Raw genomic sequence first — 14,229 nt, forward strand, 5'->3', positions numbered from 1 at the left:
TTACTCCAGCACCTTCAGGCCAGGGAGTTCCTTGCCTTCAAGGAACTCCAGGGAGGCGCCGCCGCCGGTGGAGATGTGCGAGAAGCCATCCTCAGGGAAGCCAAGGTTGCGCACGGCCGAGGCAGAGTCGCCGCCGCCGACGATGGTGAAAGCTCCGGCCTTGGTGGCATCGACCAGGCCCTGAGCCACAGCCCGGGTGCCATCGGCGAATGCCGGGAACTCGAAGACACCCATGGGTCCGTTCCAGACCACGGTCTTGGAGTCCACAATCTTGTCGTGGAAGAGCTTCTGAGAGTCGGGACCGATGTCCAGACCCATCTTGTCTGCGGGGATGCCGTCAGCAGGAACCACCTGGTGAGGCGAATCCGCCTTGAACTCGTCAGCCACCACGATGTCTGTGGGCAGGACCAGCTCCACGCCCTTCTCGCGTGCGGTGGCGATGTAGCCCTTGACGGTGTCGACCTGATCCTCCTCCAGCAGGGAGGAGCCAACCTCATAGCCCTCAGCCTTGAGGAAGGTGAAGACCATGCCGCCGCCGATGACCAGACGATCGGCCTTGCTGAGCAGGTTCTCGATGACGCCCAGCTTGTCGGAGACCTTGGAACCGCCCAGGACCACAGTGAAGGGCCGGTCGGGGTTCTCGGTCGCCTTGGACAGGGCCTTGACTTCCTTCTCGACCAACAGACCTGCGGCAGAGGGCAGGAACTTGGCGACGGAGTAGTTGGAGCCCTGGGCGCGGTGGACCACGCCGAAACCGTCGGAAACGAAGACATCGCCCAGGTCGGCGATCTTGCGGGCGTAGGCATCACGCTCAGCCTCGTCCTTGCTGGTCTCCTCGGGGTTGTAGCGCACGTTCTGCAGCAGGACTACATCGCCGTCGTTCATGGCGGCCACCTTGGCATGGGCATCGGGACCGTAGGTGTCCTCCGCCAGAGGAACTTGCACGCCCAGCAGCTCGCCCAGGCGGTCGGCCACAGGGGCCAGACTTAGCTCGGGAACGACCTTGCCCTTGGGGCGACCCAGGTGGGCCATGAGGATAACCTTGGCGCCCTGGCCACGAAGTTGCTCGATGGTTGGCAAGGCGGCGCGGATGCGGCCGTCGTCTGTAATAGTGGTGCCGTCCAGCGGCACGTTGAAGTCCGCGCGGACGAGCACGCGCTTGCCCTTGAGATCACCGAGGCTCTTCAGTGTTTTCATGCGTATCCTTTCTGACTGCGGGTCCATGCGCCCGCTCCCCTGCTATGGTACTCAGGCAGACCGACCTGTGTGAGCTATCTCACTCTTGTTTGGTCTGTTCCTCGGCCCTCTTCTTTTCGACCTTGGTGGCCAGCTGCAGCAGACGGCGGATGCGTCCGGCGATGGCGTCCTTGGTGACCGGTGGATCGGCCAGGCGGCCCAGCTCTTCAAGGGAGGCCTCACGATGGTCCAGACGAAGCTGGCCGGCTGCACGCAGATTCTCGGGGATGTCGTCGCCCAGAATTTCGAAGGCCTTGGTGACCTTGGCACTGGCCTCCACGGCTGCCTTGGCAGAGCGGCGCATGTTGGCATCGTCGAAGTTCGCCAGGCGGTTGGCCTTGCCGCGGGATTCACCGTCGCTGCGCTTGCCGGTCCACTCCCTGGAGGACTTGGGGGCGCCCATCAGGTTGAGCATGCGCTCGATCACATCCGGGTCACGCAAAGTGACACGCTCGGAGCTGCGCACCTGGCGGGCCTTGGCGTTGATGCCCAGACGGCGGGCGGCGCCTACCAGGGCCAAAGCGGCCTCGGATCCGGGGCAGACAATCTCTAGATAGGAGGCCTTGCCCGGGTCGGACAGCTCGCCATGGGCCAGGAAGGCCCCTCGCCAGGCGGCCTTGACCTGGGCGATATTGCCCGAGACGATGTCGGCGGGAAGACCACGAACCGGGTGCTTGCGACGGTCCAGCAGTCCGGTCTGCAGGGCCAGGGCACCGCCTGCCCGCAGCACGCGGACCGAGTAGCGGGTCAGGTTGCCGGTGGGGGCCTGCCGCTTGACCTGGATCAGATCTGAATCATGGCCGTAGACGTCCCTGATGGTGTTCTGCAACCACTGCGCTGCTGGCAGGGAGTCGAATTGCGCTTCCACCACAATGTGGCGCTGAATGATGTGCAGACCGCCACCGAAGCGGATCATGGCCGCCGATTGTGCTTTCTTGGCAGAGGGGGGTTCGTTGTCAATCGCGGCCAGCTCGCTTTTGACATCATCAAGTAGGGCCAAGAGCCGTCCTCCTACGAAAAAATACTGAAAAATGAATACTTCTCGGTCGCACGACACACCTGCCATGCCGACCACCGGATTACTGTGATATCGAATATCTTGGACAAATTGCGCCTTTGGCTATCCGCGGGGACGGTGCGGCAGCTCGCGGGCCGAAACCGTCACCTCCATTCCCCGGGACCGCAATCGGACGGCCAGAGCGTCGGCCATGGCCACTGAACGGTGCTGTCCGCCAGTACAGCCAAAGGCGATGGTCACATAGTGTTTGTCTTCACGCGCATAGCCGCTGAGCGCGGTCAAGATGGCGGTGGTGTAGGCATCCAGAAACTCTTTGGCGCCCTTGCTGGCCATCACATAGTCACGGACCGGGCCGTCATGGCCGTTCAGGTCCCGCAGCTCGGGGACCCAGTAGGGGTTGGGCAGGAAGCGCACATCCGCTACGAAGTCGGCATCGATGGGCAAGCCGTACTTGAATCCGAAGCTCATGATGTGCACGCCCACTGTGGTCGGGCCGGAGCCCAGGACCATTTCATACAGGCGGGTGGAGAGCTGATGGATGCTCAGATTGGAGGTGTCGATGACCATGTCGGCGCGCTCCTTGAGACCGCCCAGCAAGCGGCGCTCCTCGTGGATGCCGTCGATCAGGCGACCGGAGCCCTGCAAGGGGTGTGGTCGGCGGACGGACTCATAGCGCTTGACCAGAACCTGGTCAGAGGCGTCCAGAAAGAGGATGCGGCAGCGCACGCCCAGGTCGTCCAGATGGCTGAGCACAGCCGACAGGTCGTCGAAGTAGGAGCGGGAACGGACGTCAATAACAGCAGCTAGGCGGTGCAAGGAGCTTCCGGCGGAGGTCATCATGTCGACCAGGGGTACAAGCAGACGCGGGGGCATGTTGTCAACCACATACCAGCCCATGTCCTCCATGGAGTCGGCAGCACGGGTGCGGCCTGCGCCGGACATTCCCGTTATTAGCAGTACCTCGAAGCCTGCGAAGGGCGGTTTTCCCGTCGTCATCGTCATGCCTCCCTCAAGGCTCGGTCCATAGCAGCTGCCGGAACAGCGGCCAGGGGTCGATCGGTCATCAGTGCCACCTGACGCACGGCTTGATAGAGCAGCATGCGTTCACCGCTGATGGCACGAGCGCCCGCCTGACGGCAGAAGGCCTTCATGAGCGGGGTGGGTCGGGGGTCATAGACCACATCAAGCAGGACCGAGCCCAGGCGTCCGTCTTCATCGGTGCCAATGGCATCGGCGGGCTTGGCGCCGGAAGTATCGGCCTTGGCTGTCTCTGCCTCGGAAGTTTTGGCGTCAGGAGTCTCAACTGTACTGAGTAGATCAGACAGGGGGTCGGCTGCTCCCGCAGGCAGGGTGGAGACGACAATATCGGCCCCGGTCAGAGCCTTTTTGGCTGTCTCAGATTGGTCCATGGCGGTGACGGCTGGCTCAGACAGATCCAATCGAGAAGCGAGGTCCAGCATGTGGTCACAGTGCTTCGGATTTCGGGCCAGCAGGTCTACACGCTCGACTCCCAACACCTTCAAGGCGCAGAAGGCGGACTCGGCTGTGTTCCCGTTGCCGATGACCAAAGCCCGCGCTCCTGTGTACGGTTGGTCGGGCAGCTGGTCTTGTTGCCCTTGGCATGCTGCCTCCAGCAGGGCAGCCAAATCGTCAGGGTCTTCATCGGCATGGCAGCGGTCGGCAGCCTCCAGCAGGGCGGCTACGATACCCTCCACGTCGGTGTTGTAGAGAGACGGCCTTTTCCCGGGACCGCCTTGCTCAAAGACTGCTGTGTTGGCCACCCTCAGGGTCTTAGACCAGAAATCACTAAAGTTGCCCAAGGCGCCGACAGCACTCTTTAAGGGCATGGTCAGACTGAGACCGGCCCAGGACGGGTCAAGACCGTGGATAAAGTCCGCCAAGCCGTCAGCATCCACGCGCACACGGTCGTAGCGCCAGCCGTCCAGGCCGAGTGCGGCATAGGCTGATCTATGCAAAAGAGGCGAAAGGGAATGGCTGATTGGGTCGCCCAGAACGGCACAACGACGATCAGGTCCATTCATATCTGCAATCACGCACCAATCAAATCATGGCATGGCTCTTTGCCAGCCTCCTGAGCCATTTTATCGCTGGCTGTCCCCGGTCTGGTTCTGGTCACTATGCAAGGTCTGATAGATGGCCTTGGCCTTGGCAGAGCCGATGCCCTTGACGGCCTCCAGCTCTTCCTGTGATGCCTGGCGCATGCGCTTGACTGATCCAAAGTGATTGAGCAGCTTTTTTTGGTAGGCGGGGCCGATGCCCGGAATCTCGTCCAGAGCCGACCGGAGGGCACCCTTGCGCCGAGTCTGACGGTGGTAGGTAATGGCGAATCGGTGAGACTCGTCCCTCACGCGCTGCAGCAGGTACATGCCCTCGGACTGGCGCTTGAGGATGATGGGATAGTCATCGTCAGGCACCCAGACCTCCTCCAGTCGCTTGGCCAGCCCGCAGAGGGCCACATCGTCCACACCGCAGTCGTGCAGGGCCCGTGCCGCGGCTGTTACCTGAGGCTTGCCACCATCGACTACGATCAGGTTGGGTTTGTAGGCGAAGTGGCGGGTGGCGGTGTTCTGCTGAACGATGGCCCCCTCCTCCTGCTCCACCAATTCAGGCGCCTTGTCGTTGGCCTTTCGCTCGGCCTCCATACTGTCACCGCTGTCACCGGCTATGTTGCCGTGACGGAAGCGCCGGGTCAGAGTCTCATAGATGGCGCTCATATCGTCCACAGCGCCCCTGCCGTCCTCGCCTCGAATGGCGAATCGACGGTACTCGGACTTCTTAGGGACGGCATCCTCAAAGACCACCATGGAGGCCACCTGGAACTGGCCACCCACGGTGTTGGAGATGTCGTAACACTCGATGCGCAGCGGAGCGCGGTCCAGCCCAAGGGCCTTGGCCACGTCGTTCATGGCCTGGGTGCGGGTGCCCATGTCGCTCATACGACTGAGCTTGCTGCGCTGCAGGGCCTGGCGGGCGTTGGCGTTGGCCCGGTCCATCAGGGACTTCTTCTCACCACGACTGGCCACACGGATGGTCACTGCGGATCCGCGCAGCTCCCGCAGCCACTCCTGCAAGTCGCCGGTCCGATCCGGCTGGATAGGGACAATGACCTCGGGAGGCACTGGAGAAATGGGGGCCAGCAGGTCGGCACGTCCGGTCTGGTCCTGATGGCGATGCCGGCTCCTGGTGGCCTTGGCTCGGGCCTCGGCATCCAGGGCCGTGACTTTTTGGGTGGAGCCCATGGCATCCCTGTCCTGGCTGATGGAGACGGGTGTGTCCGACTCTGTTGGCAGCTTGTGCAGTTCGCTGTCGTTCTCATTCATCAGGTCCGAGTAGACCTGCACAAGCAGGTCGCTGATCAGCTCGCTGTCGGAGACGTCCTCGACCCGCTCCACGCTCCAGTTGCGTTCGCCGCGGATGGCTCCAGAGCGCACGAAGAAAGCGTGTACCGAGGCCTCCAGTTCGTCCGAGGCCACGCCGAAGACATCCACATCCACGTTGGAGGCGAAGGCCACGGCGTTCTGCTCGATGACCGTATCCAGCATGGCGATCTGGTCGCGCAGACGGGCGGCCTTCTCGAAGTCCAGCTCCTTACTGGCCTTCTGCATGCTCCTGGTCAGGCTGGTCCGGTAGCTCTTGCCCAGCCTGCCTGTGATGACCCCAGTCAGCTCCGTACAGAGACGACGGTGGTCGCTTGCGCTGATCCGGCCCACGCAGGGTGCCGAGCACTTGCCGATGGAGGCCAGCAGGCAGGGGCGGCCGCTGAGCTTGGCCTTGCGGAAGACGCCGGGAGTGCAGGTCCGCACAGGATAGGTCTTGAGCAGGGCATCCAGGGTGTGCTTCATGTCCCAGACCTTGGCGTAGGGGCCGAAGTAGCGGGTGTCATGCCGCTTGCGCACACGGGTCATCCAGACCCGGGGGAACTCCTCTCCCACGGAGACAGCCAGGTAGGGGTAGGTCTTGTCGTCACGCAACTTGACGTTGAAGCGGGGGTCGAACTCCTTGATCCAGGTGTATTCAAGGGTCAGGGACTCCAGGTCGGTGCCCACGACGGTCCACTCCAGACTCCGGGCCGTCAGCACCATGGTCTGGGTGCGCGGATGCAAGTTTTCCAGGGGCTGGAAGTAATTGGTCAGACGGTTGCGCAGGTTCTTGGCCTTGCCCACATAGATAACCCGACCGTCGCCATCCCGCCACTTGTAGACACCTGGCTGGGCTGGAATGTCCGATGTTTTGGGGCGGAAGAGATCACGGCTGTCCCCCAGCAGGGGTGCACCGTTCTTGTTGACGCCGGTGGTGGTGCCAGTGGCGGACTCCTCCTCCAGGGCTTGAGCGGTGCGTCGCCATACCTGCGGCGTGTGACGCTCGAAGCAGCTGCGGGTCATGATCGTGCAGCCTTGGCTACCTTGGCGGAATCCAGCATGGGCTTCAAATACTTGCCTGTCCAGCTGTCTGGATTGGCGGCCACCTGCTCAGGAGTCCCTTGGGCCACCACTGTGCCGCCACCGTCGCCGCCCTCGGGTCCAAGGTCGATGATCCAGTCAGCGGTCTTGATCACGTCCAGGTTGTGCTCGATGACGATGACCGTGTTGCCTTTATCAACTAGGCCGTGAAGGACCTTGAGCAGCTTACGGACATCCTCGAAGTGCAGGCCCGTGGTCGGCTCGTCCAGGATGTAGACGGTCTTGCCGTCGGAGCGCCGCTGCAGTTCGGTGGCCAGTTTGACCCGCTGGGACTCGCCTCCAGACAGGGTGGGTGCTGGCTGACCCAAGCGGATGTAGCCCAGTCCCACGTCCACCAGGGTGTCCAGGTAGCGGGCGATGGAGGGATAGGCCTTGAAGAAGTGGGCGGCCTCCTCGATGGGCATGTCCAGCACGTCCGAAACGGTCTTGCCGTTGTAGGTGACTTCCAAAGTCTCCCTGTTGTAGCGCTTGCCATGGCAGGTCTCGCACTGCACGTAGACGTCGGGCAGGAAGTTCATCTCGATCTTGATGGTTCCGTCACCGTGGCAGGTCTCGCAACGGCCGCCCTTGACGTTGAAGGAGAAGCGGCCGGGACCATAGCCACGCACCTGGGCCTCCGGGGTCTTGGCGAAGAGCTGGCGGATCTTGTCCCAGACGCCGGTATAGGTGGCTGGGTTGGAGCGCGGGGTGCGACCGATGGGGTTCTGGTCCACATGGATGACCTTGCGCACCTGGTCCACGCCCTCCACCCGGGTATGCTTGCCAGGCACGATGCGGGCGTTGTTGAGCTGGTCGGCCAGGACCGGATAGAGGATGGAGTTGACCAGTGTGGACTTGCCGGAGCCGGAGACGCCGGTGACCAGTGTCATGACCCCTAGTGGGAAGGAGACCTTGAGGTTTTTCAGGTTGTTCTCCCGAGCCCCCACCACAGTCAGCTGCCGGGTCTTGCTGGTCTTGCGGCGGCGCTTGGGCACCTCGATGGAACGACGACCGGCAATGTAGTCTGCGGTGATTGAACGCGAGGCCTTGACCAGGTCCTGCGAGCGCCCGGAGAAGATGACCTCACCGCCATGCTCGCCGGCCCCCGGGCCAATATCGACCAGCCAGTCGGCCTGGCGTATGGTGTCCTCGTCATGCTCGACCACAATCAGTGTGTTGCCCAGGTCGCGCAGCCGCTGCAGGGTCTTGATCAGCCGATCATTGTCCCGCTGGTGCAGGCCGATGGAGGGCTCGTCCAGCACGTACATGACGCCCACCAGGCCCGAGCCGATCTGCGTAGCCAGACGGATGCGCTGGGCCTCGCCACCGGAGAGGGTGGCTGCGGCCCGTGACAGGGTCAGGTAGTTCAGACCCACGTCGTTGAGGAAGCGCAGGCGGGCGCGGATCTCTTTGAGGACCTCCCCGGCGATCTTGGCCTGGGCGCCCCCCATATGCAGGCCCTCCACCCACTTCAGGCTGGCGGATACGGCCATATCGCAGACCTGGGCGATAGACAGACCGTCCACGGTCACGGCTAGGACCTCGGGTTTCAAGCGCTTGCCTTGGCAGACCTGGCAAGGCACCTCGCGCATGTATGACTCGTAATACTGCTTCATGGGTTGGGAGTCGGTCTCGTCGTGGCGACGCATCAGGGTGCGGACCACGCCCTCGAATCCGGTGGTGTACTCGCGCAGGCGGCCCCAGCGGTTCCGGTAGGAGACATCCACCTTGAAGTCGTGCCCGTACATGACAGCATGGCGGACTTCCTCCGGCAGGTCCTTCCAGGGGGTCGAGGTGGAGAAGCCCATTTCCTTGGCCAGACCATCCAGCAGGTGGCCGTAGAAGCGCTGCTGGCTCTTGGTGCCGCTCCAGGGTTCCACGGCCCCGTCCTTGAGGCTCTTCTCCGGGTCGGGCACTACCAGCTCAGGGTCGATCTCCAGGTTGAATCCCAGGCCGGTGCAGGCCGGGCAGGCTCCATAGGGGGCGTTGAAGGAGAAGGTCCGTGGCTCGATCTCGTCCAGTTCCAGCTCGTGGCCGTTGGGACAAGACCGCTTCTCGGAGAAGGGTTGGCGACGCTCGGGATCCTTGGCATCCATATCCACGAAGTCGGCAACCACAGTGCCCTTGGCCAGTCGCAGGGCGGTCTCCACGGAGTCGGTCAGCCGCTGGCGCATGCCTTCGCGGATGACCAGTCTGTCCACCACCACCTCGATGGTGTGCTTCTTCTGCTTGGTCAGCTTGATGGAGTCGGACAGCTGGTGCATGTCCCCGTCGATGATGGCCCGGGAGTAGCCGTCGGAGCGCAGGAGCTCCAGGGTCTCCACGAACTCGCCCTTGCGGCCCTTGACGATGGGGGCCAGCAGCTGGAAGCGTGTCCCCTCGGGCCTGGACATGAGGGTGTCGACGATCTGCTGTGGCGATTGGGCGCGCACCTCAGCCCCGCAGACCGGGCAGTGGGGAATGCCGGTCCTGGCGAAGAGCAGACGCAAGTAGTCGTAGACCTCGGTGATGGTGCCCACGGTGGACCGGGGGTTGCGGTTGGTGGTCTTCTGGTCGATGGAGACGGCAGGGCTCAGACCCTCGATGAAGTCCACGTCCGGCTTGTCCATCTGGCCGAGGAACTGGCGGGCATAGGCGGAAAGGGACTCCACGTAGCGGCGCTGACCCTCTGCGAAGAGGGTGTCGAAGGCCAGAGAGGACTTGCCGGAGCCTGACAGGCCGGTGAAGACCACCATCCGGTTGCGGGGTATGGACAGGTTGACGTTCTTAAGGTTGTGGGCCCGGGCGCCTTGGATGACGATTTTTCGGTCGTTGGGCACCATGGACAGGTCCGCCACCAGGGACCCCTTGGATTCGATCATGCGCGGGTTTTCGATGGCCGCGTCCACTATCGACATAGGCTTGTTCTGCTGCTTCACGTGCTTCCCATCCGCTTCCCTGAAGACCCATGGCCAAGGCTGAGGCCAGAGCCTGACCATAATATCGCCTGGGCCGAATAATTCGAACAGGTGTTCGATGACGGCTTAGATGGACAAGTCCGGCGAATCAAGAGGCGGGCGTTTGCAACCGTTGAGGAAGCAGTCGTGCTGGTGGTCGTTGATCATGCCGGCTGCCTGGAGGAAGGAGTGGACGGTCACCGGGCCCAGGAAGCGTAGGCCCAGGTCGCGCATGTCCTTGCACACGATGGCTGACAGGTGGTCGTAGCGCGGTATGGACGAATCGTCCGGGTAGTCGTGATTGATTGTCAGCCCACCGGTAAAGGACCAGCAGTAGCGGTCGAATTCCTCCCCGGGGAATTGGCTGGCGACCACGACGGCATTGGCCACCGTGGCTTCGATCTTGCGTCGATTGCGGATGATGGCAGGGTCGGCCATGAGACGGTCGATTCGGTCGGTGTCGAAGGCGGCGACCGCTTGAATATCGAAGTTGTTGAAATCCTTGAAGAAGGCCTGACGACGATGCAGGATCAGCTGCCAGCTGAGCCCGCACTGGAATATCTCCAAGGAGAGCATAGCGAAGAGCCTCTGGGAGCCATGCAGGGGGCGGCCCCACTCATGGTCGTGGTAGCTGCGCATGAGCGGGTCGTCTACTCGAGCCCAGTCGCATCTATGTGAAGGTTCGGCCATGCTGTACTCCCCTTTCTGGCATTCGGCTTCAGGCTAGCACCGGCGGCAGTCCTGACCGGGTGGTCAATACCACCGAGTCAGGCTGGCCGATTTAGAGTTGAAGCAGAGGCCGGTCGGCCCATGCCCGGGGCCATCCCCATGGCGGCAGTACGGTTGCGGCCGGCAAGGAGAGGAAGCATGTGCCATGACTGACAAGGACAATCCGCGCAGACTCTGGACCGACAAGGAGGATCCGGTCGAGAGAGCCAAGCGTACCTCCCCTGCCATGCAGGGCAGCCAATCAGCCAAAAATTCAGCAGGTGCAGGTTCCACGAAATCGAGCTCTGCATCGGCAACTCGGAGTTCGACAGATGCACGTTCGGCATCTTCAAATTCGTCGGCTTCGGATTCATCAACTCCAGACTTGTCTGCTTCGGGTTCATCGCTTTCGGGTACTGCAGCCAAGCAGTCTGATGATTCGTCAAAGAAGGCAGCGGCTGGGAAAACCAGTGCTGATGAGACCGCCAATGGAGGCAAAGGTCGCTCTGATCGCAGCAGCAATGAAGCGACGCAGGGATCAAATCGGGCTCAGGAACAAGCAAAAGAGCAGTATCAAAAGCAGAATCAGCCTGAAAAGGAACAGGAATCCTCCAAGGGTCGCGGATGGAAGCTCTTCGAGGACATCCTGCTCTGGGTGGCCTGGGTGGCAATGGTGGGCTTCAACGGTTATGCGGAGGTCTACCACTTCAATGGCACGACCGTAGGTGGCCTGGCCCGCAAGGTCGACCTCTGGATCATGCCCGCCGGCTATGTTTTCGCCATCTGGGGGGTCATCTACATTGCCCTGGCCATATGGCTCTTCCGCTTCTGCCTGGCGGGCCCCAGCCGCAAACGCCTGGGATTCCTGCCCTTCACGCTGAGCGGGTTGCTCTTTGTGGCCACTTGCTGCCTGAATATCGCCTGGCTGGCTCTGTGGCACATGGAGCGCAACTTCTGGGCCCTGGTCATCATCCTCGTTCTGACTGTGCTGGCCTGGATGCTCTATGCCCTAGTGCGCAGGGACGCCACCAAGGCCGGAACCCCGACCGCCGCCAAGGCCCTGGACTGGATTCCCCTGTCCATCTACGCCAGCTGGCTGAGCGTGGCCACCGTGGTCAACGCAGGATACATGGTGGTCGCCGGGCACAAGGTCAGCAATGCCGTCCAGGGATTTGCCACCATCATCGTGGTCGGCGCACTCCTGGCCGTAGCCTATCTGATGAACAGGCATGGCAAAGACTGGGTCTTCGGCCTGGTGGTCATCTGGGCATGTCTGGGCATCGGCATCAGGATCTTCTCCTTCGCGGCCGCCATGGGTGTGTTGGTCATCGCCCTGACGGCCGTGGGCGCCTTCCTGGTCTACTTCCCCTGGAGCAAGTTCAGACTGGTCCGTCGCTGATTCATCCACGGCTCATCCATTGCCCCGTCAGCCGAGACGCACTGGCAGGGCTTGCTTCTTGCTACCATGATTCCTTGCAAGTTTTGAATCCACAAGGAAAGCGGGGTCGGAGGCGGCATGGCTATTGAGGCGCAGGGACTTGAGATCCGAATAGGTGCCCGACTACTGCTGCAAGCCACCGACTTCCATGTGACCAAAGGCGACCGCATCGGCCTGGTGGGTCGCAACGGCGCCGGCAAGACCACGTTGACCAGGGTCATCACCGGAGACATGCTTCCCTCGGCCGGCAAGGTGCGGGTGACCGGACAGCTGGGATACCTGCCCCAGTCCACACATGCGGGTGATTCCGAGCAAAGCGCCCTGGACCGGGTCATGAGCGCCAGGGACATCGCATCCATCATCCAGCGGATGCGTAAGGCCGAGACCGAGATGACCAATCCGGATCCCAAAATCATGGAAAAGGCCATGAAGCGCTACGATAAGGCCCAGCAGGACTTTGAGAACGCCGGAGGCTATGCGGCCCAATCACAGGCCATCGTCATGGGTGAGAGCCTGGGGCTCAGCCAAGAGACACTGCAGCAGGCACTGGGTACCCTCTCCGGCGGTCAGCGCCGACGGGTAGAACTGGCCAGAATCCTTTTCTCCGATGCCGACACCCTGATTCTGGACGAGCCCACCAACCATTTGGATGCCGACTCCATTGAGTGGCTCAAAGGCTACCTGCGCCGGTTCGAGGGCGGCTTTCTGATCATCTCACACTCGACCGAGCTGCTTGACGAGACCGTCAACCGCATCTGGCATCTGGATGCCCAGCGCTCCTGCATCGACATGTACACCATGGGATGGAAGGCCTACCTGCGCCAGCGGGTGGTGGACGAGGAGCGCCGACGCCGCGAACGCGAGGTGGCCGAGAAGAAGGCCGACCGCCTGATGCGGCAGGGCATCCGCCTGCACGCCAAGGCCACCAAGGCCGTGGCCGCCCAGAACATGATGCGCCGCGCCCAGCGCCTGCTGGCCGACACCCAGGAGGCGGAAAAGGCAGAAAAGGTGGCCGACCTGCGCTTCCCGGATCCCGCTCCCTGCGGCCGCACGCCCATCATGGCCGAGGACCTGTCCAAGGCCTACGGATCCAACATTGTCTTCGCCGGCATCAACCTGGCCATCGACAAGGGCTCCCGGGTGGTCATCCTGGGATACAACGGCGCTGGCAAGACCACCACCCTGCGGTTGCTGGCCGGCATCGAGCAGCCCGACACGGGCAAGGTGACCCTGGGGCATGGGGCCAAGATCGGCTACTTCGCTCAGGAGCACGACACCCTGGATAACGATGTCACCGTTCTGGAGAACCTACAGCATGTGGCCCCGGACCTGGACAACACCCAGGCGCGGACCATCCTGGGCTCCTTCCTCTTCTCAGGGGACGACGCCATGAAGCCCACCAAGGTTCTTTCGGGTGGCGAGAAGACACGCCTGGCCCTGGCCACCCTGGTGACCAGCCGGGCCAACGTCCTGCTGCTGGACGAGCCCACCAACAACCTGGACCCCGCCTCGCGGGACGAGATACTCAAGGCTATCGCCAAGTACGAGGGGGCCATTGTGCTGGTCACCCACGACGAGGGGGCCGTCAAGGCGCTCAACCCTGAACGGGTGCTGCTCATGCCCGACGGTGACGAGGACCTCTGGAGCGACGACTATCTGGATCTGGTGGCCGAAGAGTAGGAAGCCACCTGTTGGCCCATGGCTGTGGGTCGTCTGTGTCGTCAGCGGGTCAGTCGTCCTCCCCCAGGACCTCAACCCCTTTGACCCCAGGAGTCTGGCCTATGGATTCGACCAGCTCGGTCACGTCCCCCTTGCCCAACAGGTTGACGGTGACATCGGCGCCCTTCCAGGCATCCCGGTGCAGCTCGTGGATGGTCAGCACCCGGGACTCGAAGCCCATGCGGGTGGCCAGCAGCAGGGATTCACGCAGGCAGCCGTGGCCGTCTTGATAGACGATACGCAGAACTGTGTTCTGACGGTTGCGCAGGAACCACTTGAGGATGGGTGCGATGACCAGAACGGCCAGGAAGTAGAAGACGACAGCCAGGATGGCGATGGCGAAGAGCTGGACCCCGCAGGCCATGCCCACAGCAGCGGCCACCCAGATGGCACTGGCCGTCGTCAGACCCTTGACAGAATCGTGGTTGAAGAATATGACCCCGGCGCCGATGAAGCCGATGCCCGAGGCCACTCCGGCCGCAATTCGGGAGGCATCCCAAGAGTAGTTGCCTACAGCGGCTTGGATGCCGTAAAGGGAGACCATGGTGAACAGGCAGCTGCCCAGACCCACCAGAATATGGGTGCGGATGCCAGCGTCGTGTTTGAGGAACTCGCGCTCGAAACCGATCAGGCCACATAGGACCACCGTCAGGACCACTGCCATAATCTGGCCCGGGTTCGGCATTGCGAATCCCTGCATGAATTTCCTTTCCT

At 62.4% G+C, this 14,229-nt stretch carries 10 protein-coding genes; 2 read left to right on the forward strand and 8 right to left on the reverse strand.

Annotated features, from left to right (window positions below):
- From H3V09_RS02375 to H3V09_RS02405, 7 genes are all read right to left on the reverse strand, one after another.
- On the reverse strand, positions 1-1,197 hold the full coding sequence (locus H3V09_RS02375; RefSeq protein WP_198190822.1) for a phosphoglycerate kinase: 1,197 nt from the start codon (positions 1,195-1,197) through the stop codon (positions 1-3).
- A 79-nt stretch (positions 1,198-1,276) separates the two neighbouring features.
- The gene (whiA, locus tag H3V09_RS02380; RefSeq protein WP_198190823.1) at positions 1,277-2,236 is read right to left on the reverse strand and encodes a DNA-binding protein WhiA; all 960 of its coding nucleotides are present in this window, start codon (positions 2,234-2,236) and stop codon (positions 1,277-1,279) included.
- 120 nt (positions 2,237-2,356) lie between these two features.
- Positions 2,357-3,250: an RNase adapter RapZ gene (gene rapZ / locus H3V09_RS02385; protein ID WP_198191116.1), complete on the reverse strand. Its 894-nt coding sequence runs from the start codon at positions 3,248-3,250 to the stop codon at positions 2,357-2,359.
- 2 nt (positions 3,251-3,252) lie between these two features.
- Positions 3,253-4,296 carry a shikimate dehydrogenase family protein gene (locus tag H3V09_RS02390; protein ID WP_198190824.1) on the reverse strand — a complete coding sequence of 348 codons (1,044 nt, stop codon included), beginning with the start codon at positions 4,294-4,296 and terminating at the stop codon, positions 3,253-3,255.
- A gap of 60 nt (positions 4,297-4,356) precedes the next feature.
- On the reverse strand, positions 4,357-6,657 hold the full coding sequence (gene uvrC / locus H3V09_RS02395; protein WP_198190825.1) for an excinuclease ABC subunit UvrC: 2,301 nt from the start codon (positions 6,655-6,657) through the stop codon (positions 4,357-4,359).
- On the reverse strand, positions 6,654-9,611 hold the full coding sequence (uvrA, locus tag H3V09_RS02400) for an excinuclease ABC subunit UvrA (RefSeq protein ID WP_198191117.1): 2,958 nt from the start codon (positions 9,609-9,611) through the stop codon (positions 6,654-6,656). Before uvrA ends, uvrC begins: the two co-directional genes overlap by 4 nt.
- A gap of 126 nt (positions 9,612-9,737) precedes the next feature.
- A complete protein-coding gene (locus tag H3V09_RS02405; RefSeq protein ID WP_198190826.1) occupies positions 9,738-10,340 on the reverse strand; it encodes a DNA-3-methyladenine glycosylase I in 603 nt (200 codons plus the stop codon).
- Positions 10,341-10,524: 184 nt separating this feature from the next.
- Here H3V09_RS02405 and H3V09_RS02410 point away from each other — a divergent pair, with 184 nt between their 5' ends.
- Positions 10,525-11,757 carry a TspO/MBR family protein gene (locus tag H3V09_RS02410; protein ID WP_198190827.1) on the forward strand — a complete coding sequence of 411 codons (1,233 nt, stop codon included), beginning with the start codon at positions 10,525-10,527 and terminating at the stop codon, positions 11,755-11,757.
- Between the two features lie 117 nt (positions 11,758-11,874).
- A complete protein-coding gene (locus tag H3V09_RS02415; protein ID WP_046322930.1) occupies positions 11,875-13,476 on the forward strand; it encodes an ABC-F family ATP-binding cassette domain-containing protein in 1,602 nt (533 codons plus the stop codon).
- 49 nt (positions 13,477-13,525) lie between these two features.
- Here the strand turns inward: H3V09_RS02415 and H3V09_RS02420 are convergent, their stop codons facing one another.
- Positions 13,526-14,215, reverse strand: coding sequence for an MgtC/SapB family protein (locus H3V09_RS02420; protein WP_046322931.1), 690 nt, complete (start codon positions 14,213-14,215; stop codon positions 13,526-13,528).
- Positions 14,216-14,229 lie beyond the last annotated feature (14 nt).

The organism is Bifidobacterium sp. M0399 (genome assembly GCF_016100595.1).
GTDB classification, from domain to species: domain Bacteria; phylum Actinomycetota; class Actinomycetes; order Actinomycetales; family Bifidobacteriaceae; genus Bombiscardovia; species Bombiscardovia polysaccharolytica.

What these genes read in the sequence shown, in the direction of transcription:
- H3V09_RS02375 (WP_198190822.1), bottom strand. Translation starts at nt 1,197, where the DNA reads ATGAAAACACTGAAGAGCCTCGGTGATCTCAAGGGCAAGCGCGTGCTC.
- rapZ (WP_198191116.1), bottom strand. Translation starts at nt 3,250, where the DNA reads ATGACGACGGGAAAACCGCCCTTCGCAGGCTTCGAGGTACTGCTAATA.
- H3V09_RS02390 (WP_198190824.1), bottom strand. Translation starts at nt 4,296, where the DNA reads ATGAATGGACCTGATCGTCGTTGTGCCGTTCTGGGCGACCCAATCAGC.
- uvrC (WP_198190825.1), bottom strand. Translation starts at nt 6,657, where the DNA reads ATGACCCGCAGCTGCTTCGAGCGTCACACGCCGCAGGTATGGCGACGC.
- uvrA (WP_198191117.1), bottom strand. Translation starts at nt 9,611, where the DNA reads ATGTCGATAGTGGACGCGGCCATCGAAAACCCGCGCATGATCGAATCC.
- H3V09_RS02405 (WP_198190826.1), bottom strand. Translation starts at nt 10,340, where the DNA reads ATGGCCGAACCTTCACATAGATGCGACTGGGCTCGAGTAGACGACCCG.
- H3V09_RS02410 (WP_198190827.1), top strand. Translation starts at nt 10,525, where the DNA reads ATGACTGACAAGGACAATCCGCGCAGACTCTGGACCGACAAGGAGGAT.
- H3V09_RS02415 (WP_046322930.1), top strand. Translation starts at nt 11,875, where the DNA reads ATGGCTATTGAGGCGCAGGGACTTGAGATCCGAATAGGTGCCCGACTA.
- H3V09_RS02420 (WP_046322931.1), bottom strand. Translation starts at nt 14,215, where the DNA reads ATGCAGGGATTCGCAATGCCGAACCCGGGCCAGATTATGGCAGTGGTC.